The sequence below is a fragment of the Planktothrix tepida PCC 9214 genome (assembly GCF_900009145.1).
Lineage (GTDB): Bacteria > Cyanobacteriota > Cyanobacteriia > Cyanobacteriales > Microcoleaceae > Planktothrix > Planktothrix tepida.
In genome coordinates, this window is sequence record NZ_LN889782.1 from 712,216 (window position 1) to 734,300 (window position 22,085).

Genomic DNA, 22,085 nt, shown 5'->3' on the forward strand with positions numbered 1-22,085 from the left:
TCCATCTATTCCCTATTGCCTTAATTTAAAAGCCCTGAAGGGCTTACTACTAAATGAGATGAGATTTAATAAATTTAATAATAGCATCTAGCCCTTGTTTAGTTTTTAAATTGGTAAAGACAAAGGGTTTATTTCCTCGCATTTTTTTAGCATCTCGTTCCATGATGTTTAAATCTGCACCAACTAAGGCAGCTAAATCTATTTTATTAATCACTAATAAATCCGATTTTGTAATTCCTGGCCCTCCTTTGCGAGGAATTTTATCTCCGGCTGCGACATCAATCACATAAATCGTAATATCGACTAATTCTGGGCTAAAAGTTGCAGCTAAATTATCCCCTCCACTTTCCACAAATAAAATATCTAAATTCTGAAATTGGGTTTCTAATTGTTCGATAGCGGCTAAATTTAATGACGCATCTTCTCGAATGGCTGTGTGAGGACAACCTCCGGTTTCTACCCCTAAAATACGATCACTTTCTAAGGCTTTAGAACGAACTAAATATTGAGCATCTTCTTGAGTATAAATATCATTAGTTACCACTGCCAATTGATAAGAACTTCGCATTTGCTTACATAAAGCATCGACTAAGGCCGTTTTCCCTGAACCAACAGGCCCCGCAATTCCAACTCGTAACCCAGACATAAAATTAATATAAAATGACTATTTCAATTATACCATAAGAATTAGAAATCAAGGCATTAATTTGTAAAATTTTATCTCTAATTAACTTCTAAATAATCGACTATATTGAGTTTCATGAGCCATACTGGCTAAAGCCAACCCCCAATTACAACTGACTAAATCTTCATCTTTTAATTCTAAAATTGCTGTGGCTGTTAATTCTATTTCTGGGTGTAATTGTAACAATAACGTTTGACCCATGGTTTGACCTAAAGGAATCAGTTTCACCCCAGCATTAATTAAATTAGTCGCCCAACTGTATAGATATCCCAATAAGGCATTTTTGAGATCCAAATTCCAATAAACTGCACCTAGTCCAAACGCGATCGCATAATTACAAGGTTTTCCGACTTGTTCAACCCAATTTTTGAGGGGAGGTAATTCTAAATTCTGATTTGCTGTTGTTTTCACTGCTTCTAAATGAACTAAAAGCTGTATTAAAGTATTTCCCATTTGCCAACTTTGTTGTCGAAGTTCAGCCGTTTCCTTGGTCGCCGTTGACCATTGATTCCAATAGATAAATTGGTTAAAATCTTGATTGACGACACAACGATAAGCTCGAACCATAACCGCAGCTTCTAAGCGAATTGCGCCAAACTTTAAATCTTGAATTAACCACTGTAATAAACTCTGGTGATCCGTAATAATGTGATTTTCAACTAAAGTTTCTAATCCCTCTGAATAACTATAAGCTCCCAAGGGTAAAGCTGGACTTGAAAGTTGCAATAAATTTAAAATCATGACTTCTCATTGCTATAGATGATCCTAAAGCCTTCGTAGAGACGTGCCTTGGCGGAGCCATGCCGTAAGGCTTTTAGCGCGTCTCTACAATAGACAGATGCGTAGCCAACATTGAACGATGGACAGGGAATTTACAAATACCAATAAAAAACCTCCTAGAATAACGGAGGTTAAATCCCATTTTTAGGGTAACAAAGTTAATAAGCTAATTTTTGAATCGGTTCCCAATTGCGGATATCTTCTAATAAAGCTTCATATCCAGCTACATTGGGATGTAAACCATCGGAACATAACCGAGACTTCCACCAATATTCCCCTCGGTTTAACCAAATTTCAAATAGATCTAAATAGGGAATATTGCGTTCTAAACAGGCGAGACGAGTAGCTTCTTTGTACCGAAATTGATCCGCTAAGGTATAGTACAAACAGCCTTGAAAGGGCATTTTGCTTTCATCAACAGGAACCATTCCCACAAATAAAACATTACAAAGACGTTGGGCTTGGTCTAACATACTGTGTAAGGCGGTTTCAAAGTCATTAAATTCGGTGTAGTTGCGACCTTGAAATGACTGTACCCGCGCTGAATCATTTAATCCCACGGAAAAAATACTCACATCCGGTAAACGGTTTCGCAATTCTCCCCGATGGCGAAATTCTTGTTCTAAGCGATCGCGGACTTGAATCACACGATTTCCCCGAACGCCTAAATTATAAAGAATTGGCCCTACCGTATCCGGGGACATCCATTGACATCGCAGTCGCTCAACCCAACCCCCTCCTTGAGGATCACCAAATCCATAGACGAGACTATCCCCCAGAACTACGACTTTGAGTGGCTGACGTTGGGGAACAACAGATAAATTGATTAGGGTTGGATTTATCGCTGCTTGCATTTTGCTTGACAATCCTAGTTAATGGACAGTGTACCGAAGCCAAGTAGTGATTTTTTCCTACCGGCTGTTCATAAAACTTAACACCTCCGTGACCGTTTGACTAGATTCTTCTGCTACATTTTGCAATTTTTTTATCAATAGGCCCTTAGTTACCCATTTCCACACCCCAGTTAACCGGTTAACAGGTTAACTGGTTAACATTACAGGCAAGATGCCTGTTCCACATACCTGGATTTTGATACAATAGAAGCAATACTAGGGTTAGGAAATCATAACTTCATGCAAAAGCGTTCAACGATTGACTCCATAGAAATTACCCGTCGCGCTGCTGATCTTGTTAGTGCGGCGTCTAATCGCTATCGGATTACTGTACAAGTGGCAAATCGGGCAAAACGGTGTCGGTATGAAGACTTTGATAATGGAGATGAGAACACTGTGAAACCTGTTTTACGCGCAATTATTGAAATGTCTGATGAACTGACCCAACCAGAAATTATTTCAGATCGTTAATTCGGGATTCTACGGTGTCGGGTGTTGGTGTCGTGCGTTAACAAGCAACTACAGTGTTATGGTGAAACCTCGGAAACCCCAAAAACAACGAGGGTTAAGTTTTTTATTGGTCGCCTTTAGTATCACCCTATTGATTATTTTGGGTGGTTTTTTTGATTCCCTAGAAATGCAGGGACTCGCCCAAACTCCCCCTGAACAAACAACCTCCCCATCGGGACGGGTGAGAGTCTCTGAGATTTGGAAAAAAGTTTATGAACAGTTACCGAATTTACCCCTGGAAAATCAATATATTTCCCAAGAAACCGGAAAAGTTGCAGAAGACAATACTTTAATCGGTCGGTTAATTCGCTATCACGTTTATGTTAAAGCTCGACCGACTCAATATCGTTTAGATTGGAAACTTACCCTAGCCGATTATTTAGGGGTAAATGAACCGATGTTAGTGTTAGATTATCCGGGTCGAGAAACACTAAAAGAAAATCCTTTAGAACGGGATCAAAAAGCAATTCAACAGTTAAATCGAGCCGAACGGGATGCTTTAGTTAATACCCTTGTTCGCTTATTTAATCCTAATGCGACTAATATTGATAATCCAACTATTCCAAAACCTAATTCTTCATCAACAACCCCGAAAACCCCTCCCGGTCTAACTCCTCTTCCTCAGTCGGGAGATGCGGAATTATTGAAATAACAGGTAGAACGTGGAGAGAATTCTAAAAACGGGAACTGGATGGCGTTTGGGTTGGAATCCTGAAGCAACGGAATTTCAAGGATTAGTCGGGGGTGAAACTTGGGCGATGGAACTCACCCAAGCGGAGTTTGATGATTTTTGTCGGTTGTTGGGTCAATTAGCGGAGACAATGGCCCAAATGGCCGGGGAGTTGATGGATGAAGAAAAAATCGCCTGTGAAGCCGAAAGCGATTGGTTATGGATGCAGGTCGAAGGTTATCCCCATGCTTATACTGTGCAGTTTATTTTGAATACCGGACGTCGGGCGGAGGGGTGTTGGCCCGTTGAAGTCGTGGCAGAATTGGTACAAGCCACAAGAACGTTAAAAATTTTTTAGAAAAGCCTTGACAAATTACTTCTAACGATGCTACATTGGTTAATTGTGTCGGGGCGTAGCGCAGCTTGGTAGCGCACCACTTTGGGGTAGTGGGGGTCGTGGGTTCGAATCCCGCCGCTCCGATTCTAATCTGAAATGTTTAAATGTTTGCCACAAATCCGTATTATGTAGAGACGTTGAATACAACGTCTCTATGTGGCGTTTATGGAGTATCTGTTTGGGAGTTAAGGCTTAACTGATACGATTGAGTGATGATTAAAAATGTTAACACTCTTTCCCCACAATTTCATGAATTACGGCCCTTCTCCCGAAACTCGTTATCCTATTCCCGAACAAACTCGCTTAGTGTATCTGAAAAATATTATTAAAAACCCGAATATTATTGTGGGAGATTATACATATTATGATGATTTTGATAACCCAGAAAATTTTGAAAAAAATGTCTTATACCATTTTGATTTTATCGGAGATCAATTAATTATTGGGAAATTCTGTTCTATTGCTTCCGATGTTAAATTTATTATGAACGGGGGAAATCATCGTACAGATTGGTTTACTAATTATCCATTTCCGGTCTTTGGCAACGGTTGGGAATCTGCAATGCCTGATTCGTGGCCATTTAAAGGAAATACAGTGATTGGAAATGATGTTTGGATTGGATATGGGGCTACGATTATGCCCGGTATTCAGATTGGGGATGGTGCAATTATTGCGGCTCAATCTGTCGTTACCCGTGATGTTCCTCCCTATACAATAGTCGGTGGAAATCCCGCCCAAGAAATTCGCAAACGGTTTGAAGAATCTATCATTGAAGAATTATTAAATATCTGTTGGTGGGATTGGGATATTGAGAAGATTACTCATCATCTTCACGTTATTTGTGGTGCAGATATTGAGGCTTTACGTCAGGTTTTAGACTCTGAATCAATATAAACTGGGTTTCTGAACCAGAAATTTTGATTGGAAACAGTTGAAAACCCAGTTCTTTGAGTTTTATGTTTATTAAGGAATGATTTGATCTGGATCACACAGAGAAATAATTCGATTCACAAAAGCTTTTAACTCTGGGCAAGCTTGAATCGCAATCATCAAATCATTTTTTCCTAAAATTGCTTTACCATCAATGGGTTTATTATAGTCTCTTTGGCATTTTCCTATTCTAAAAATCTCCTTAATCCTATTTGCAGGAGGATTATTATGATTGATTGTTTCAGGAGAACCACTCGGTGCAGAACGATTATGTTTTGCCATTTTTTGGATCGTTTTCCAATAGGGAAGAAGCCATGCTTCAAAATCATGTAATGCTGTATGGGGGTAAAAATTGGGGTTATTTCCCACCCAATTGTTCATTTGAGCTTTAGCATCATTCGCATCTCGAAAGTCGTCTGTTCCTGTATAAACATCTGTCAGTGCAATAACAGCATGATAGCCATCATTATCTAAAAGATTCTCAACAATACGCCTAAGTTTTCTTTCTTTAGGAATACGACCATCCTGGGGAATAAATTTAAGTTTTGGCATTTTTTCGCCCAAACGACGTTGCAAAAATTCACGAAGTTTTTCTCTAAATGCTACTTCAGTAGCCCCTTCAACTAAAATCGCAATTTTCATGGACGACCCCCCATGATATTCATTGCCCACACTTGGTCAAGGCTATAATCTTCTAACCATTTATTCAAATTAAAAGTATCAGCCCAAGTCATTTTTGCTTCTCCTTCTTCAATATCGCAAATTAAAACTTCGTGGGGTTCAAGAAATCCAATCAATCGATCTGAGTGGGTTGCCACGATCAGTTGTGTGTGTTTTGACGCTTCTCTCATTAGATAAACTAAATGTCTTAAAAGTTCAGGATGTAAGCTAACTTCTGGTTCATCTAGCAAGGTAATTGTTGTTAAATTTTGACTTTGAAGTAAAGTAACTAACCAGAGAAAACGTAATGTTCCTTCTGATAATTCATGGACATAGATCGGTTGATCAAAATTGCGGTCTGTCCAAGTCATGGAAAGAGTTCCGGCGGCAACGGGAGGAAAGTTTAATTGCTTAAAATCTGGAAAAGCAGAAGATAGAATATTTTCAACCCATTCAAAGCGATCGCGATCACTTTCTCGAAGGTTATAAAGACAAGAAATCAAGTCTTCACCCCTTGCCCCTGGTAACTTGGCAGGGCGCATGGTTTGTGGTAGACGAATGGGGCTTTTCTCAGAAACATCGAGCGCTCCATAATAGGTACAGGAAGCCAGGGTTTTTCTCAAGTTCTCTGGTTCACGATACATTTTAGGAACTTGAGAAAGGGATGTTTCAAGGGGGTTATGTTCCCAATTTGGTCTTAAAAGTCTATGATCATCCTGACTATAATATTTAATATCTAAACCTCTGGATTCTATATACTTAAAAGGTTCAGAAGCGTTAAGATCGATCTGCTGTGTTAAATTTTCTGCTCTAATTTCATAAGATAAACCTTTAGGAGATAAAGTTAAACTATAGTTTAAAGATTGTCTCTCTAGTATTTGCATTGAAACGGCAATTTCTAGCTCTTGTGCTTTACCTCTCGTTAAAATTTCATTCAGCCCACCTTTGAGTTGCAATATATTCTGTAAATTTCCACTTGCTGAAGCAGCGAGTACAGACATAACATCTAAAAAAGATGTTTTTCCAGAGCCGTTTGCACCAATCATAACGGTGAGATTTCTCATCTCAAGTTCAATATTTTGAAGACGGCGAAATCCTTTTATTGATATAGTTTCTATTCTATTCATACGGTTGTAGTGTTGATAATCCTATTTCCGATTACATATAATAATATTGGTGGGCAAAGCCCACCCTACGAGTTTAGTTCAATTAACCTAAAATTAGGTAATAACCGTCGGTTGTTGACGTCCGGTTATGGTTTTGATTTGAGCAATTTCATCGGCAATTTGAATTAATTCTCCTAACGCTTCTTGGGGATCTAAATTGTGTTTAGTGGGGTCAGGTTCATAACTTTCTAAATAAACCCGTAACGTTGCCCCTTTGGTTCCCGTTCCTGACAAACGAAATACAATTCGAGAACCATCGGTAAACCCAATGCGAATGCCTTGATTATTACTAACGCTATTATCCACCGGATCAGTATAGCTAAAATTGTCGCTATACTCGACTTGATAGGAGCCGTATTGTTTGCCTTTGAGATTCGGTAAAACAGCCTGTAATTTATCGACTAATTGATTGGCTTTTTCCGTTTCAATCTCTTCATAGTCATGACGAGAATAGTAATTGCGTCCGTAGGTTTGCCAATGACTGCGAACAATATCTTCAACGGATTCTTGACGCACCGCTAAAATATTCAGCCAGAATAATACCGCCCATAATCCATCTTTTTCCCGAACATGATTTGATCCGGTTCCAAAACTTTCTTCTCCGCATAATGTCGCTTTTCCAGCATCTAATAAATTGCCGAAAAACTTCCATCCTGTAGGAGTTTCATAACATTCAATTCCTAATTTTTCTGCTACCCGATCCGGGGCTTGGGAAGTAGGCATAGAACGGGCAACTCCCGCTAACCCGTCTTTATATCCGGGGACTAAATGGGCATTAGCCGTTAAAATCGCCAAACTATCACTGGGAGTTACAAAAAAATTGCGTCCTAAAATCATATTGCGATCGCCATCGCCATCGGAAGCAGCCCCAAAGTCGGGTGCATTTTCCCCGAAGATAATTTCCACTAAATCATGGGCATAAACTAAGTTTGGATCGGGATGACCGCCGCCAAAATCTTCTAAAGGAGTGCCATTCAAAACCGTTCCCGGTGCAGCCCCTAAACGTTGTTCAAAAATGGCATGGGCATAGGGGCCAGTAACGGCGTGCATAGAGTCCATACACATCCGAAACTTGCCCGATGTTAACAATTGTTGAATCAAGTTAAAATCAAATAAAGATTCCATCAATTCCATATAAGGTTGCACAGAATCAATGACTTCAACCGTCATCGTTCCCAGTTTAAAACTACCCGGTTTATCTAAATTAATATCCGCCGCATCCATGATTTTGTAGCTATCAATCACCTGGGTTCGAGCATAAATTTCCTCGGTAATTTTTTCTGGGGCTGGCCCGCCATTGCTGGCGTTAAATTTGATCCCGAAATCTCCGTCTGGCCCGCCGGGATTATGGCTTGCAGAGAGAATAATCCCACCAAAGGCTTGATTTTTACGGATGATACAGGATGCGGCTGGAGTGGAAACAATGCCTTCACAGCCCACCAGAACCCGTCCGACACCATTAGCGGCTGCCATTCTTAAAATAATCTGAATCGCTTGACGGTTATAGTAGCGACCATCACCCCCGACGATCAGGGTTCCCCCTTCATACCCCGGTTGAGTATCAAAAATGGCCTGAACAAAATTTTCCAGATAATGGGGTTGTTGGAAGACCGGAACAGACTTGCGTAAGCCTGATGTACCCGGTTTTTGATCATTAAACGGTTGAGTCGAAACTGTACGAATATTCATGAGACTTTGACAATGGAATCCTAGCCCCAATTGTATCGGTACACCACTCCCGTTTTACAATTAATCCTTGTAAAGATCCTATTCGTTACAAATTTGTATAAAATTGTACAAAAAGTCTGGTCTTGATCGTGATAGTTTTCCTCAAGGTCTATTTCCTTGCTTGAAAGAGTTCACCCAGGGGTAAGATAATCTCAAAAGTTGTCCCTTGTCCCTCTTGAGAAGTACACTTTAACCGACCTTGGTGTTTTTCCACAATAATTTGGTGGGCAATAGACAAACCTAAACCAGTCCCTTTACCCATAGGTTTTGTGGTAAAAAATGGATTGAAAATTTGGTCTTGAACTGACTTGGGAATTCCGGGGCCATTATCGGAAATCGAAATCCGAATGGCATCTTCAACTAAAAAGTCTGGGTGTCTTTTGCAGATGTCGGTTTTGATGATAATTTTTCGAGGAACGGGTTGATTTTCTAACGCATCAATGGCATTTGCAAGAAGATTCATAAACACTTGATTGAGTTGATTCGGGTAGCATTTAACTAAGGGAAGCTCCCCATAATCTTTAATCACTTCAATTTCAGCATGATTCCCTTTTGATTTAAGTTGATTATGCAAAATCTTTAAGGTTCCATCCAAACCAATATGAAGATCTGCCGATACCATTTCCTGAGAATCTAAGCGCGAAAAATTGCGGAGGGATAATGCTAAATCATACAAACGATTAGCCCCTAAGCGCATAAACTCTACACTTTGCGGTAATTCATTGATAATTGTATTGACATCCGAAGCTGTTATAAACTCTTGAATTTCGGGGAGGGGTTCAGGATAATTCTGTTGATAGAGTTTGAACAGTTCCATTAATGTCTGAATATCTTGATCAATGTAAGTCAAATTTCCGTAAATAGAACTAATCGGATTTTTGATTTCATGGGCAATTTCGGTCATCATTTGCCCTAAACTGGACATTTTTTCAGCTTGAATTAATTGAGCTTGTGCTTGTTGCAAGTCTTTTAAGGTTTTTTCCAGTTGTAATGCCCTTTCCCGTTCTTGAATTTCTGAAACTCGTAAGTTTGCTTCGGCTTGCTTTCGTTGGGTAATATCCCTGACAATGGCTAACACTTCATCTTTTCCACTTTTGACATAGCGAGCTTCATAATGATGCCATTTATCATCTCCTTTCACAACATATTCACCCATTTGGACTTCACCTGTTTCTAAGGTTATTTTCAAATAATATTCTGTCCAGGTTGCCAAATCTTGAGGAAAAACATCCTGAATTTTTTTACCAATTACGTTTTCTGTTTCTAGGAAATGAAGTTCCTGCTTATCAGGATAATAATCTACTACGATTCTTTCGGAATTAACGCAAAACATTAAATCAGGAATCGCTTGAATTAAACTTTTTGTCTTGGCTTCTGTTTGTTCTAAGATCTGGGTTATTTGCTCATATCGTTCTTGGATAGAACTGAGCATTTCATGTTCTAAATGAATACGAACTAATGTGGAATGATTGAGTGCGGTTTTGAGTGCGGTGACTTCTTTCTGGGTGTTTTCAAGCTCTCCTTCTAAACAATTCCGTTCTGCTAATAAGCACTCATAATCAGCCAAAATTCTATACAGTAAAGCATTTGGGCTGGAATCCTGGTATACGGGGTCAATCATTAGGCTACGATTACAAGAAGCTCTCTGGAAAATGTGCTGACTCATTTGTGGATTTCTCCTTCATTCTGTATAAATCCCTCAACCTTCTAGGAGGATTCCCACAAGGTTTTTTTTCGTGAAATTAATAATACGACCGTTAACATTGGGTTCATGTAATGTTGATCAAATCAGAACTTGTAGTCGTACAAGCAGAGAATCATAGATGGATGTTCTGTTCACTAACCTTTCTAACAAGTGACTAAAGATCGATTAGCACCCTTGTAATTCTGATTTTCCGGCAGCCACCATTAGTTCCTTGGTGTCTATTTCACGTTCTAAGCACACTCTAACTCAACAATAACCTCACCTTTAGTAATCTAAATCACAAAAGAGATTAATTCTTTTTAAAGAAATTTACAAAACCTTAATATCAATACTTCGGACAGTTTTTAAGCAGCTAAAGTACCGTAAGACAGTACAGAAGGAAAATGGGGGTGATTTAAAATCAAATTCGGGTCTAAATCGAACTTGTCAATAAAGGTAGAAAGCAAATGGCGATTGAATTCCAGCCGTTTATAATTTGTAGCTTTTTTTCTCTAAATTGGCTACAAATTTTGCCCTTAATCACACGAAATAAGGAATCAGTTTACCCTGACACAATCTATTTTCCCCTTTTAAACACTATCGGTAATGCTGCTAAAATTAAACGCTTTGACTTTAACTCCTGGTACAACGGTATTCCCATAACGTTCAACAGAACTCAAGGCTTCAACCTGGTTTAAAAGTTCGGGTAAACATTGATTAAAGCGCATATTTTTAATCGGATAAGCAATTTTTCCTTGTTCAATCCAAAACGTACCATCTCGCGTCATTCCTGTTACTTCTAAGGTGCGGGGATTGACATAGCGAACATACCAAGCACGACTGACTAAAATTCCTTGTTCTGTTTGAGAAATTAAATCTTCTAAACTTTGGTTTGACCCTGACATCACAATCGGAAACAAACCACCATGGAACATTTTTCCTTGTTTTTTTGCCCAATACCGACTATAGGATAAGGTTTGAGGAATCCCATCTTTGATAATATCTAACTCATCTTTTCTCATACCATCTTGAAAAAATGTCGAACTTTGTAATAGCAGATAGGCTGGATTTCGTTGTACCTGAATCAAGGGACTAAAAAGTTGTTCTCCAATGCGATTTCCGATGGGTTTTCCTTCTGAATTTGTTCGAGACATAAAAGATCGTCCTTCATCAGCAGCCCGTGCATCTAAATTCCAAATGACCCATTCTAATAAGTCAGTAAAGGCTGCTCCATCGAAGATCACAGGATAAATTCCAGGGCTAACTTCTCGTGGATTTCTGGATAATATGGCTCGATTAATGATGGTTTCAGTTAACTGTTCAGTGGGTAATTGATTCACACTACAAGCCGTTCGTTGTGTCCAAGCAGAACCCGTCTCTATGCGTGCGGTGACACTAAAGTCGGCGACGGTTAAGCGGTTACACGCCCTTACCCCGCGTGAGTTGGCCACAGCATATAACACCGCTTCACTGCTGAGGGTTCCCGATGCTTCTACGTTAGATTTAGCACTCAATTGGCATACCTTCTGTACCATTTCTCCTCTGCGTAAAGGAGATAAGTGAGCCGTTTCGGGATCAAAGGCAGGAATTCGATGATCATAGGTTTGAGGTTCCAGCAGAGGAACCCATTCGGGGTCTTCAGGGGCGACGCGGGCGAGTTCTTCTGAACGGCGAATGGTAGGGATGATGGTATCAGGATTCAGTTCATTTGTGGAGGAGGTAGCACACCGTTTACCAAAATAGCTGGTAATGGAAAGATTAAATTGGGTAGTGGTCAGATTCTGACTAATTTGATTTTCAGAAAACCGAGTTAAGGATTCTTCCGTATTGTTGAGGGTGACGGTGACATCTTCCGCTTCGGAATTGTGCAGAACCGTTTCTAATAATGATAGTGCTTCATCGGTGGAAATTAGAATAGAATTTGTTGCTAGAGTCATAAGTTATCGAGGGTTTCTTTCAACTCTTATTTTAAAATATTTTTAATGTTTTTAGCAATTTAACCTATATTTTATTTGAGAATCTCTTTTAATTTAAGGAGAATTAATAGCACCCATCAACCAGCGTGTAATGCTTCCATCGTCTTCTGTTTGAGAACGTTGTAATGCTTCTACCACTAAGGCTATTTTTAATCCCGGTAAAACGAGAGATTCTTCGATTAATCGACTTCCTTGGTTTTCTACAGCAAAGGCTAAAATTATGTTGTCTTCAACATTGACAACCCAATATTCTTGTGTTCCCAATTTTTCGTAGAGTAATCGTTTTCGACCAATATCATCGGTAAAAGAAGATGCACCAATTTCAACAATTAAATTAGGAGCAGTGAGTTCATCTAAATTAATCGGGGAATTATTGCGAGGCGGAAATTGAAAATTATCCCCAATATAAAACCCGATATCCGGTTGACTATCTCGGATTCCTGTTTTTCTGAAAGAGGTGTTAGTAAATCCTTTAATCCGAATATTTCTTAAAGCTGCATAAATTAAGATTACCGTTGAGAGAATTGTGTTATCGTGTCCGTGTGCTGAACCTAATGGTGACATTTCTACCCTCACATATCCTTGATCATAATAAAATTTACCCTCAGCATACTGAGGATTCTCGGTTAAGGCTAAAAATTCTTCCCAGGTCGCTTTTACCCAGGTGTTGGTTGCGATTGTTTTTAAATCAGGGGGAGCTTGAACCATAATCAAAACCTGAACCCTAAATTAACCTACTTTACAATTATAACTGATCAAACCAATCTTGACCCCCTGGTAATTGAGCTAATTCTTGATCAATGCGGTGAGGTAAATCTTTAACGGGATATTCATAAGTTAAATTGAGTAATTTTTGGGCTATATTTAATAATACATTTTGCTCAATCATTGCTGAGAGTTGAGTTGATTTTAAGCTACCTTCTAATATTTCTATACTTGCAGGACGAATAGCTTGCTCAATTGCTTCTTCTAAATAAGGTTGCCATTGATCAGGTTGAATATAATAAGAATTTTTATTGGCTTTTAAATTCAGTTTTTTGATTTGGATGATAGAATCCGATACTGAAGCAATCCAAGAATTGGTTAATCGCTTTTCAACTTGATTTTTGAGTAAATGGATAAACAGCCAAACCAAAAAAGATTCTATGTTTCTCAGAATTGCTTGTTTTCCCATTTCTTCAAGTTCATCAATAATGTCTAAAGCATCTTGATAACGTTGTTCTAAAATACAATTTCTTAAGTCAGTTAGTTCTTGAACCATAATCTAATCCTTAATTTGGAATACCCTCAAAAAAGTTTAATTTTAAATAGACAAAAATAGAAACGGAATGAGTAGGGGAATTACGACTTTTAAGACAAAATATTTTGTTATAATCAGATTATAGCCATTGAATTCATTACAGTCAAGTTTAAATCAACTATGTCATCTATTATAACTCTTCCTTTAGTTAAAGATTCAGAACGTTTAGAAAAACAGTTACGAGATATTCCTCCGGTTCCTGGGGTGTATTTGATGCGAGATCATCAGGATAATATTCTTTATATTGGCAAGTCTAAAAAATTGCGATCGCGGGTTCGTTCTTATTTTCGAGACTATAATCATCACACTCCTCGCATTGCTTTAATGGTGCAACAAATTACGGAGATAGAATTTATTGTCACAGATACAGAAGCAGAAGCATTAGCCTTAGAAGCCAATTTAGTTAAACAACATCAACCCCATTTTAATGTTCTGCTTAAAGATGATAAAAAATATCCTTATTTATGTATTACTTGGTCAGAAGATTATCCACGAATTTTTATTACCCGTAAACGTCGGTTAGGAAACCCAAAAGATCGCTATTATGGCCCTTATGTGGATACAAGGGTATTGCGGAATACACTGCATTTAATCAAGCAAATTTTTCCCTTGCGTCAACGTCCAAAACCGTTATTTAAAGATCGGCCTTGTTTGAATTATGATATCGGTCGATGTCCGGGGGTTTGTCAACTGTTAATATCCCCAGAAGACTATCGAAAAATTGTTCAAAAAGTAGCGATGATTTTTCAAGGTCGATCAACGGAACTCATTGATCATTTAACAGAACAAATGGAACAAGCTGCTGAAGCTTTAAACTTTGAAACAGCGGCTCGAATTCGAGATCAAATTCAAGGATTACAATCTTTAAATTCCGAGCAAAAAGTCTCTTTATCTGATGATCGAGTCTCACGAGATGCGATCGCATTGGCTGCGAATTCTAAACAAGCTTGTGTGCAGTTATTTCAAATTCGAGCCGGACAATTAGTGGGACGGTTAGGGTTTACCGCAGAAGTTCCACCGGGGTTAAAATTAACAGAAATGGGATTAATTTTACAACGGGTTTTAGAAGAACATTATCAAACCGTTGATGCGGTTGAAATTCCCAGCGAAATTTTAGTTCAATATGAGTTACCTGATGAATCTATTTTAACCGATTGGTTAAGCGATCACAAGGGTAAAAAAGTGACAATTTTAACGCCACAACGCCAACTCAAAGCCGAGTTAATTGAGATGGTTCAACGCAATGCTGAGTATGAATTAGAACGAGTACAAAAATTAAGCGATCGCAATACCGCAGCCTTAGAAGATTTAGCAGAAATTCTGGATTTACCCGACCTTCCTCACCGTATAGAAGGGTATGATATTTCCCATATTCAAGGGTCAGATGCTGTGGCTTCCCGTGTGGTATTTATTGAAGGTTTACCCGCCCAACAATACTATCGCCATTATAAGATTAAAAACCCCAACGTTCACGCCGGACATTCCGATGATTTTGCCAGTTTAGCTGAAGTGATGCGACGGCGTTGTCGAGACTATTCTACCTCAACAGATAAACCGGATTTAATTATGATTGATGGGGGAAAAGGTCAACTGTCTGCGGTGGTCACCGTCTTACAAGAAATGAACTTATTAGAGGAAATTCGAGTGATCAGTTTAGCTAAACAGAGGGAAGAAATCTTTCTTCCTGGGGAAACCTTTCCTTTAGAAACAGATCCCGAACAACCCGGAGTTCAACTGTTAAGAAGATTACGGGATGAAGCCCATCGGTTTGCCATTAATTTCCATCGAAATAAACGCAGTGAAAGAATGAAGCGATCACATTTAGATGACATTCCAGGGTTAGGACATCATCGCCAGAAATTACTTTTAGCTCATTTTCGTTCCCTGGATTATATTAGAATGGCGACCGTCGAACAATTAGCTGAAGTGTCAGGAATTGGCCCCAAATTAGCTCAACAAATCTATGATTATTTTCATTAAAGTAGTGGGGTTTTTACGCCTCTTAATTAAGCTCTCAAGGGCTTACTACTTGTAGTGGGGTGTTTACGCCTCAGAAAGTCCTGAAGGGCTTACTATAGCGCTACGCGCAAGGGAACAGGGAACAGTAAGAAGTGAAAGGGTTTGAGAATTCAGAAATGTCAAACACCGTAATGCGTAGCACTATACTTTAATGTTGAGATTCTTCAGTATCTAGTATGCTAAAACTATAGTTAATAAAATCAATAAAGGCTAAAAATATATCTACCTTTGATCACTGAACAACCAGTGGGGTAGTGGAGGGAATTAATAACAAGCTGAAACTGATTAAACGCACGGCTTATGGATTCAGGAATTTCAAAAACTTTCAATCAAGATGTTTACTGAATTGGCATTTTAACTAAATCTTTAGCATACTAAATACTGAAGAACCCATGTTGACGTAAGGGAATTTCAATTATAAACTCTGTTCCTTGACCGAGTTGAGAATGACATTGAATTGAACCTTTGTGTCTTTCTACAATAATTTGATAACTAATCGATAACCCTAGCCCGGTTCCTTTCCCGACAGGTTTTGTTGTAAAGAAAGGATTAAATAAGTTAGATTTAACAGTTTCTGGCATTCCTATACCATTATCAGCAATTTTGATTCTAATCCATTGCGGATCAAAAAGTTCCGTTTGAATTGTAATTTGATGAGGATTTTGCTGTTGTTGGGTAAAGGAAGGACTACTACTTTCTAAAGCATCAATTGCATTAGAAATCAAATTCATAAACACTTGATTTAATTGCCCAGCATAACATTCTACTAAAGGAATACGACCATATTTTTTAATCACTTGAATGGCTTGACGTTGAGAGTTATCTTTTAAGCGATTATGTAAAATCAACAAAGTATTATCAATACCTTCATGGATATCAACCGCTTTCATTTCAGCTTCATCTAACCGAGAAAAATTACGAAGTGAAAGAACAATTTCTCGGATTCGGTTAGCCCCCATTTTCATGGATTTTAGAATATTATGTATATCTTCAATTAAAAAATTAACATCCCATTCCTCAGAAAAATCAATAATTTCTGGGGAAGGATTAGGATAATGATCTTGGTAAAGTTTAATCAAACTCAATAGTGTATCTGTGTATTCTTGAGCGTGGGTTAAGTTACCATAAATAAAGTTAACTGGATTATTAATTTCATGGGCAACCCCAGCTACCAATTGACCTAAACTCGACATTTTTTCCGCTTGAATTAATTGGGTTTGAGCTTTACGAAAATTGGTTAATGCAATTTCGGCTTCTTCTTTTGCTTGTCGCATAGCTTCCTCTGCTTGTTTGCGATCGGTAATATCTGTAATTGTCCCCACATAAGCTAGAATTTCTCCATCGGAATTAATCTCAGCAGCAGCTTGACCATAGACCCAAGTAATCTTGCCATCAGGACGTTGTAAGCGGTATTCAGACCCAAATTGAACTTGATTTTTAGCACAGTTTTCCCAGTCTTGAAACACCTTCATCTGATCGGGAGGATAAAGGGCACGAGACCAACCTTTTCCCATCGCTTCCTCGATTGTTAATCCAGCAATTTCACACCATCGTTGATTGACATAAAGACAGTTTCCATTATTATCTGTATGGAAAATTCCCACGGGAGAAATTTCAGCTAATGTTGCATACCGTTTCTCGCTATTTCGTAGTGCTTGTTCCGCATTTCGCTGTTCTGTTACATCCACACCAACACTTACAATATAGTTAATTTCTTTAGCTTCATTGAGTAAGACAGTATCCGACCAACTAATAATTCGTTGTTCTCCATGTTTTGTTATCCAACAAGCTTCGTAATATTTAGGATATTGATCAATGAGTAAAAAAGTAAAATTTGCTTTGAATTTTGGGGCTTCATTAGGGTCTAAAAAGACTTCCCAAACATAGCGATTTCTAATTTCATCAAACGTGTATTGGGTTGTTTGTTCAAAGGCTCGGTTAAAGCGAACAATTCGACCTTTAGCATCCAGTAAAACCACTAACGCGCCTGCAATATCTAAAATAGCAGCAATAAAATTTCGCTCCTTTTCAATCGCTGCAAATAACTCATCAATTTGAGTCGTCATTTGATTAAAGCTTGTGGCTAATACCCCTAATTCATTAGAACATTGCACCTCAACTTGGGTTTTTAAATCTCCTTGACTAATTTGTAATGCAGCTTTAGTTAATTTCTTTAAAGGTAAAATAATTTGCCGACTGTGAAATATACCCATACCAATGGCAAAACCTGTAATTAAAATAATTGTTCCTCCCATGGCAAAAATCATGTGAGAGATGGGAGAATAAGCTTCTGTAATTGGCAGTTCAACAACTAAAAACCAATTCACGCTAGGAATCAAAGATGTCGCACCTAAAACTTCTACATTTTTTAATCCCCAATAACGATTAAGCTTTAATTCTTCTTCTGGTAAAGCGCCTTGAATTGAATGAATAATCTTAGGATTCTTTAAATTTTGGACATGAAAATTTTTGGGTTTATTTTTAGATGCAAAAAAAACTCGGTTTCGTTCATCCACAACATAAACATACCCTGTATTTCCTGCTTTAGTCTGTGATAAAATAAAGCTCAGAAAACTTAAATTGATTTCAGCAAATAAAACGCCATCAATTTGATCTGAATTATTGCGAATTGGAACAGACATCACCATTTTATATTTTCGATCATGAGGATCAAACTCAATAGAACCTACATAATCTTCCTGCTGTTTAAAAGGTCTAATAAATAACGGTGAATCTGTATAATTTGTTCTCAAACTTTGATCATCACCCACCCAAAAACTTTCTACTTCTCCTCGACGATTTAAAATAGCAACTAGGTGATAGGCATCATTATGACGAACCAATCCTTCTATCAAGTTTCTTTGAAACTTAGGGGGTAAATCTGTTAACCCTTTAACCCGTGCTAAATAACTTAATTTTCGTTGTAAATCATCTATATAGTTATTAATTTGATAGGCAATCACTTGCGATCGCTCTTTTTGGAGTGCTTGTAACTGTTTCATCTGAGCGTGATAACTGAGATAAGTTAACAATCCGCCACTGGTTAAAACACTCAGTAATCCTACAAAGAGTAAACTGCTACGGAGTTGTTTGGCAAGGGAAGAAAATCGAGGGTTACGAGACGAAAGAGAACCCCGAAGCCTAGATAAAAGATGATATTTCTCCGCTTGAGTCATGATTCGTCCAATAACAGGGAACTGATCGATTTTTATTTATTGTAGTCTGTTGTTAGCTCTGAAGGGGTAATATCAATTTTTCCAGTTACTACTTGTTCTTTAACCTGATTAAATTTCGCCTCTTCTTCCGCCGTTAATGTGCCTCTAAAGGGTGCAAAACCATAAATTTGTTCTCGTAACCCATATTTATATTGTTTGCCTTCCCATCGTCCTTGCTGAACTAATGTTGCAATTTTTAAGACTAATTCAGGAATATTTTGTAAGACACTGGTTAAAATTTTTCCAGGGACGAGATTAGATTGATCTTTCGTCCAACCAATCCCATAAACGCCGGGTTTCTCACTCGCTAATTTTAAGCCTGGAGTTCCAGCTTCATCGGCATTAATCGCAAAAATATCAACGCCTTTTCCTAACCAATCTTCAACAACTTTTTTACCTTTCTCTGCGTTTGTCCAAGTTTTTAAGAACTTCGTATAAACTTCTATTTGGGGTTTTGTTGCGGTTGCACCTCGTCTAAATAATGCTTCTTCTTCTCGATAAACGGGGTAATCATCTCCTACCATATAACCCACTTTATTCGTTTTAGTTTTCATCGCGGCTAATACTCCCGTCAAATAACCGACTTCCCCAGAACGAAAAGCAACAGCGCCTAAGTTTTTATTATTCCCTGGATAGGTAGTTACTAAAGCGAATTTTGTCTCTGGAAAATCTTGAGCGACATTTTCCATGGCTTGAATATAACCCCCACTATGACCGATAATTAAGTCATATCCCTGTTCAGCATAGCGACGAATTAAGGCTTCACTATCAGTTTCGGATACATTTTCAGTATAATTAATTTTAGCATTATATTCTTTTTCAATTAATTTTAATCCTTCATAACTGGCTTGGCTCCAACTCCCATCTTGAATAGAACCCGATACAATACTAGCGACTTTAAATTGACTCTGGGAATCTGAGGGAGAGGTTGTTAATTCTTTTTGATTAGAAGAGCTACAACTCACAATAATCACTAAAGTAATAATTCCCAGTAGGAAATTTGTTAAACATTTGGGTATCTGGAGCATACAATTCCTGAAGGTTAAAGTGAATCGTTCGATTAAATTCTATTGGCTTGAAATTGTAATTGCATCCCTATATTATTTTCGCCTGAAATTAACAGAATTTTTAATGAACGGAACAAGGAAGCTTGATCAACGCCTCCTTGCCCTTTTGAGGATTTAACTTGCCCAATGCAGATAAGGTAATTTTGCGGCTATTACTTGAATTTGCTCAACATTAGCCAGTAATTGTCCGCAACTATCCCACAGTCCCGTTATAAACGATTGACGAGAACCTGCATTCATATTCACATCAATTGTCAAATCTTCGCAGTGGGCTTTCATTGCCTCTAAATCAACCTTAACCGTTGCTTGCGGATTGGCTTTTAATGTCTCTTGAAATGCCTTAACCGCCTCTGGTTCTGCGGTAACACAAGGAATTCCAATGGCGACACAATTGCCGAAGAATATTTCTGCAAAACTTTCTCCAATAATGGCTTTAATCCCCCATTTGGCGATCGCTTGAGGAGCGTGTTCCCGTGAAGAACCACAACCAAAATTAGCATTCACAACTAATATATTGGCTCCTTGATATTCGGGCAAATCAAAGGGATGTTGACCTTGCATTTGTTGGCGATCATCCGCAAAAACTTGTTCCCCTAATCCATCAAAGGTAACACACCGTAAAAACCGGGCAGGAATAATCCGATCGGTATCAATATCACTCCCCACTAAAGGAATTCCTGTTCCTGAAAGATTTTGAATTTTACTCATGATTAATGTTCTGTAGTTAGTATTAACAAATCGTTGACTTTGCTCTTTTTACTTGTGTGACCTCTCCCCCAACCCCTCTCCTGCACGAGGGGAGGATTTTTGTTACTATTAAATCGGCAGTTGCATTTAACAATATCAATGACTCCCCCTTCCCTTGCAGGGAAGAGGGGGTTGGGGGGTTAGGTCAGTTACAACAACTCCCGTACATCCGTAACCACCCCGTTAACTGCTGCCGCCACCACCATTGCCGGACTCATTAACAATGTCCGTCCGTTAGCTGAACCCTGACGGCCTTTAAAATTACGGTTAGAAGAGGAGGCACTGACTTGATTTCCCTGTAATTTATCAGGGTTCATCGCCAAACACATGGAACACCCCGCCTCGCGCCATTCAAACCCTGCGGCTTCAAAGATTTTATCCAATCCTTCCGCTTCCGCTTGTTGCTTCACCCGTTCAGAACCCGGCACGACAAAGGCTTTCACCCCATTGGCAACTTTCCGACCTTGGGCAAATTTTGCCGCTTCCCGCAGGTCACTGAGGCGGCCATTGGTACAACTGCCAATAAAACAGACATCCACTTTTGTACCTTTGATGGGAGTTCCAGGGGCAAATTCCATATATTGATAGGCTTCTTGGGCTACATCCCGATCGCTTTCTGGAATCTGCTCTAAATTAGGAATCAACTCGTTAACAGCCATTCCCTGACCTGGGGTAATCCCCCACGTTAGGGTCGGGGCAATATCCGCAGCATCAAATTTTACCACATCATCATAAACCGCATCCGTGTCACTACGGATACTATTCCACCAAGCAACGGCTTTTTCCCAGTCCTCTCCTTTAGGGGCAAACTCTCGACCCTGCAAATACTCGTAAGTGACTTGATCCGGGTTAACATAGCCACATCGAGCACCGCCTTCAATGGCCATATTACAGATCGTCATCCGTTCTTCCATGGACATACCCTCAAGGGTGCTTCCAGCGAATTCATAGGCATACCCCACACCGCCTTTCACCCCTAATGTACGGATAATATGCAGCACAACATCCTTGGCATACACCCCCGGAGGCAGTTCTCCATTAACTTCAATGCGGCGCACCTTCAGTTTCCCTAACGCCAAGGTTTGAGAAGCCAGAACGTCCCGAACTTGAGATGTCCCGATGCCAAAGGCGATCGCTCCAAATGCCCCATGAGTCGAGGTGTGGGAGTCTCCGCAAGCAATAGTCATCCCCGGTTGGGTTAACCCCTGTTCCGGTGCGATGACGTGAACAATGCCTTGATTTCCCGACCCGATATTATAAAAGCGGATATTGTGTTCTTTGCAGCTTTTCTCCAAGGACTGTATCATTTCTTCCGCCAATACATCCGTAAACGGACGGGCTTGATTATCGGTGGGAACGATATGATCAACTGTAGCGACGGTGCGTTGGGGATACAGTACGCTCAGATTGCGATCGCGTAACATCGCAAAGGCTTGGGGACTGGTGACTTCATGGATCAGGTGCAGACCAATGAAGAGTTGAGTCTGTCCTGAAGGGAGAGTTCCAACGGTGTGCAACTCCCATACTTTATCAAATAGTGTTCTTTCGCTCATAGAATCTGAAGAATAACCGCGTTTGTAACGCTCTTTATACTGGTATTTATTTTAGCGGTTAATGGCACACCGATGCTTAAAAAAGGATAAAATAACAGATTTTTT

At 39.1% G+C, this 22,085-nt stretch carries 19 protein-coding genes, 1 tRNA gene and 1 pseudogene; 7 read left to right on the plus strand and 14 right to left on the minus strand.

All coding sequences use genetic code 11. From position 1 onward, the window contains the following. Window positions 1–49: 49 nt before the first annotated feature. The 3 genes from ureG to PL9214_RS06075 all read right to left on the minus strand — a co-directional run bounded on the left by ureG (window position 50) and on the right by PL9214_RS06075 (window position 2,319). Window positions 50–646, minus strand: coding sequence for an urease accessory protein UreG (ureG, locus tag PL9214_RS06065; protein WP_072717914.1), 597 nt, complete (start codon window positions 644–646; stop codon window positions 50–52). A gap of 81 nt (window positions 647–727) precedes the next feature. Beyond that, entirely contained in the window at window positions 728–1,426 is a 699-nt protein-coding gene (locus tag PL9214_RS06070) for an urease accessory protein UreF (RefSeq protein WP_072717915.1), read from the minus strand. Between the two features lie 197 nt (window positions 1,427–1,623). Continuing rightward, window positions 1,624–2,319, minus strand: coding sequence for a GDSL-type esterase/lipase family protein (locus PL9214_RS06075; protein WP_072717916.1), 696 nt, complete (start codon window positions 2,317–2,319; stop codon window positions 1,624–1,626). A 279-nt stretch (window positions 2,320–2,598) separates the two neighbouring features. Here PL9214_RS06075 and PL9214_RS06080 point away from each other — a divergent pair, with 279 nt between their 5' ends. The 5 genes from PL9214_RS06080 (at window position 2,599) to PL9214_RS06100 (ending at window position 4,829) form a co-directional block, all read left to right on the plus strand. Then, a complete protein-coding gene (locus tag PL9214_RS06080; RefSeq protein WP_072717917.1) occupies window positions 2,599–2,829 on the plus strand; it encodes a DNA-directed RNA polymerase subunit omega in 231 nt (76 codons plus the stop codon). Between the two features lie 58 nt (window positions 2,830–2,887). Continuing rightward, window positions 2,888–3,520 carry a hypothetical protein gene (locus PL9214_RS06085; RefSeq protein WP_072717918.1) on the plus strand — a complete coding sequence of 211 codons (633 nt, stop codon included), beginning with the start codon at window positions 2,888–2,890 and terminating at the stop codon, window positions 3,518–3,520. A gap of 10 nt (window positions 3,521–3,530) precedes the next feature. Then, window positions 3,531–3,896, plus strand: a complete 366-nt coding sequence (locus tag PL9214_RS06090; protein ID WP_072717919.1) for a DUF1818 family protein — start codon at window positions 3,531–3,533, stop codon at window positions 3,894–3,896. Window positions 3,897–3,945: 49 nt separating this feature from the next. After that, window positions 3,946–4,019 (plus strand) — tRNA-Pro (locus PL9214_RS06095). A 165-nt stretch (window positions 4,020–4,184) separates the two neighbouring features. Further along, the gene (locus PL9214_RS06100) at window positions 4,185–4,829 is read left to right on the plus strand and encodes a CatB-related O-acetyltransferase (RefSeq protein WP_072717920.1); all 645 of its coding nucleotides are present in this window, start codon (window positions 4,185–4,187) and stop codon (window positions 4,827–4,829) included. 69 nt (window positions 4,830–4,898) lie between these two features. Here PL9214_RS06100 and PL9214_RS06105 read toward each other — a convergent pair whose 3' ends face one another. From PL9214_RS06105 to PL9214_RS06135, 7 genes are all read right to left on the minus strand, one after another. Then, entirely contained in the window at window positions 4,899–5,507 is a 609-nt protein-coding gene (locus tag PL9214_RS06105) for a DUF4276 family protein (protein ID WP_072717921.1), read from the minus strand. After that, window positions 5,504–6,652, minus strand: coding sequence for an AAA family ATPase (locus PL9214_RS06110; RefSeq protein ID WP_072717922.1), 1,149 nt, complete (start codon window positions 6,650–6,652; stop codon window positions 5,504–5,506). Before PL9214_RS06110 ends, PL9214_RS06105 begins: the two co-directional genes overlap by 4 nt. 93 nt (window positions 6,653–6,745) lie before the next feature. Then, window positions 6,746–8,380: an alpha-D-glucose phosphate-specific phosphoglucomutase gene (locus PL9214_RS06115; RefSeq protein ID WP_072717923.1), complete on the minus strand. Its 1,635-nt coding sequence runs from the start codon at window positions 8,378–8,380 to the stop codon at window positions 6,746–6,748. Between the two features lie 148 nt (window positions 8,381–8,528). Further along, complete coding sequence (locus PL9214_RS06120) at window positions 8,529–10,085, minus strand: PAS domain-containing sensor histidine kinase (protein ID WP_139294975.1); 1,557 nt, start codon at window positions 10,083–10,085, stop codon at window positions 8,529–8,531. Between the two features lie 608 nt (window positions 10,086–10,693). Further along, window positions 10,694–12,040 (minus strand): TldD/PmbA family protein, encoded by a 1,347-nt coding sequence (locus PL9214_RS06125; protein WP_072717924.1) that lies wholly within the window; start codon window positions 12,038–12,040, stop codon window positions 10,694–10,696. A gap of 93 nt (window positions 12,041–12,133) precedes the next feature. Next, window positions 12,134–12,787 carry a Uma2 family endonuclease gene (locus PL9214_RS06130; protein ID WP_072717925.1) on the minus strand — a complete coding sequence of 218 codons (654 nt, stop codon included), beginning with the start codon at window positions 12,785–12,787 and terminating at the stop codon, window positions 12,134–12,136. 37 nt (window positions 12,788–12,824) lie between these two features. Then, on the minus strand, window positions 12,825–13,340 hold the full coding sequence (locus tag PL9214_RS06135; RefSeq protein ID WP_072717926.1) for a DUF29 family protein: 516 nt from the start codon (window positions 13,338–13,340) through the stop codon (window positions 12,825–12,827). Window positions 13,341–13,499: 159 nt separating this feature from the next. Between PL9214_RS06135 and uvrC the strand changes: the two genes are divergently transcribed. Both uvrC and PL9214_RS06145 read left to right on the plus strand, forming a co-directional pair. After that, complete coding sequence (uvrC, locus tag PL9214_RS06140; protein ID WP_072717927.1) at window positions 13,500–15,359, plus strand: excinuclease ABC subunit UvrC; 1,860 nt, start codon at window positions 13,500–13,502, stop codon at window positions 15,357–15,359. A 278-nt stretch (window positions 15,360–15,637) separates the two neighbouring features. Beyond that, window positions 15,638–15,760 (plus strand): annotated as a pseudogene (locus tag PL9214_RS06145) (transposase); the annotation flags it as partial. A 12-nt stretch (window positions 15,761–15,772) separates the two neighbouring features. Here PL9214_RS06145 and PL9214_RS06150 read toward each other — a convergent pair. The 4 genes from PL9214_RS06150 to leuC form a co-directional block, all read right to left on the minus strand. Then, window positions 15,773–18,574 (minus strand): HAMP domain-containing histidine kinase, encoded by a 2,802-nt coding sequence (locus PL9214_RS06150; RefSeq protein ID WP_072717928.1) that lies wholly within the window; start codon window positions 18,572–18,574, stop codon window positions 15,773–15,775. 32 nt (window positions 18,575–18,606) lie between these two features. Next, window positions 18,607–19,641 (minus strand): BMP family lipoprotein, encoded by a 1,035-nt coding sequence (locus tag PL9214_RS06155; protein WP_072717929.1) that lies wholly within the window; start codon window positions 19,639–19,641, stop codon window positions 18,607–18,609. Between the two features lie 153 nt (window positions 19,642–19,794). Continuing rightward, window positions 19,795–20,388: a 3-isopropylmalate dehydratase small subunit gene (gene leuD, locus PL9214_RS06160; protein WP_072717930.1), complete on the minus strand. Its 594-nt coding sequence runs from the start codon at window positions 20,386–20,388 to the stop codon at window positions 19,795–19,797. Window positions 20,389–20,576: 188 nt separating this feature from the next. Continuing rightward, complete coding sequence (leuC, locus tag PL9214_RS06165; protein WP_072717931.1) at window positions 20,577–21,980, minus strand: 3-isopropylmalate dehydratase large subunit; 1,404 nt, start codon at window positions 21,978–21,980, stop codon at window positions 20,577–20,579. Between the last annotated feature and the right edge of the window lie 105 nt (window positions 21,981–22,085).

Coding starts and splice junctions, on each gene's coding strand:
- PL9214_RS06120 (WP_139294975.1), bottom strand. CDS start 10,085: ATGAGTCAGCACATTTTCCAGAGAGCTTCTTGTAATCGTAGCCTAATG.
- PL9214_RS06100 (WP_072717920.1), top strand. CDS start 4,185: ATGAATTACGGCCCTTCTCCCGAAACTCGTTATCCTATTCCCGAACAA.
- PL9214_RS06075 (WP_072717916.1), bottom strand. CDS start 2,319: ATGCAAGCAGCGATAAATCCAACCCTAATCAATTTATCTGTTGTTCCC.
- PL9214_RS06155 (WP_072717929.1), bottom strand. CDS start 19,641: ATGCTCCAGATACCCAAATGTTTAACAAATTTCCTACTGGGAATTATT.
- PL9214_RS06110 (WP_072717922.1), bottom strand. CDS start 6,652: ATGAATAGAATAGAAACTATATCAATAAAAGGATTTCGCCGTCTTCAA.
- PL9214_RS06115 (WP_072717923.1), bottom strand. CDS start 8,380: ATGAATATTCGTACAGTTTCGACTCAACCGTTTAATGATCAAAAACCG.
- PL9214_RS06135 (WP_072717926.1), bottom strand. CDS start 13,340: ATGGTTCAAGAACTAACTGACTTAAGAAATTGTATTTTAGAACAACGT.
- ureG (WP_072717914.1), bottom strand. CDS start 646: ATGTCTGGGTTACGAGTTGGAATTGCGGGGCCTGTTGGTTCAGGGAAA.
- PL9214_RS06085 (WP_072717918.1), top strand. CDS start 2,888: ATGGTGAAACCTCGGAAACCCCAAAAACAACGAGGGTTAAGTTTTTTA.
- PL9214_RS06125 (WP_072717924.1), bottom strand. CDS start 12,040: ATGACTCTAGCAACAAATTCTATTCTAATTTCCACCGATGAAGCACTA.
- PL9214_RS06150 (WP_072717928.1), bottom strand. CDS start 18,574: ATGACTCAAGCGGAGAAATATCATCTTTTATCTAGGCTTCGGGGTTCT.
- uvrC (WP_072717927.1), top strand. CDS start 13,500: ATGTCATCTATTATAACTCTTCCTTTAGTTAAAGATTCAGAACGTTTA.
- PL9214_RS06080 (WP_072717917.1), top strand. CDS start 2,599: ATGCAAAAGCGTTCAACGATTGACTCCATAGAAATTACCCGTCGCGCT.
- PL9214_RS06105 (WP_072717921.1), bottom strand. CDS start 5,507: ATGAAAATTGCGATTTTAGTTGAAGGGGCTACTGAAGTAGCATTTAGA.
- leuC (WP_072717931.1), bottom strand. CDS start 21,980: ATGAGCGAAAGAACACTATTTGATAAAGTATGGGAGTTGCACACCGTT.
- PL9214_RS06070 (WP_072717915.1), bottom strand. CDS start 1,426: ATGATTTTAAATTTATTGCAACTTTCAAGTCCAGCTTTACCCTTGGGA.
- PL9214_RS06130 (WP_072717925.1), bottom strand. CDS start 12,787: ATGGTTCAAGCTCCCCCTGATTTAAAAACAATCGCAACCAACACCTGG.
- leuD (WP_072717930.1), bottom strand. CDS start 20,388: ATGAGTAAAATTCAAAATCTTTCAGGAACAGGAATTCCTTTAGTGGGG.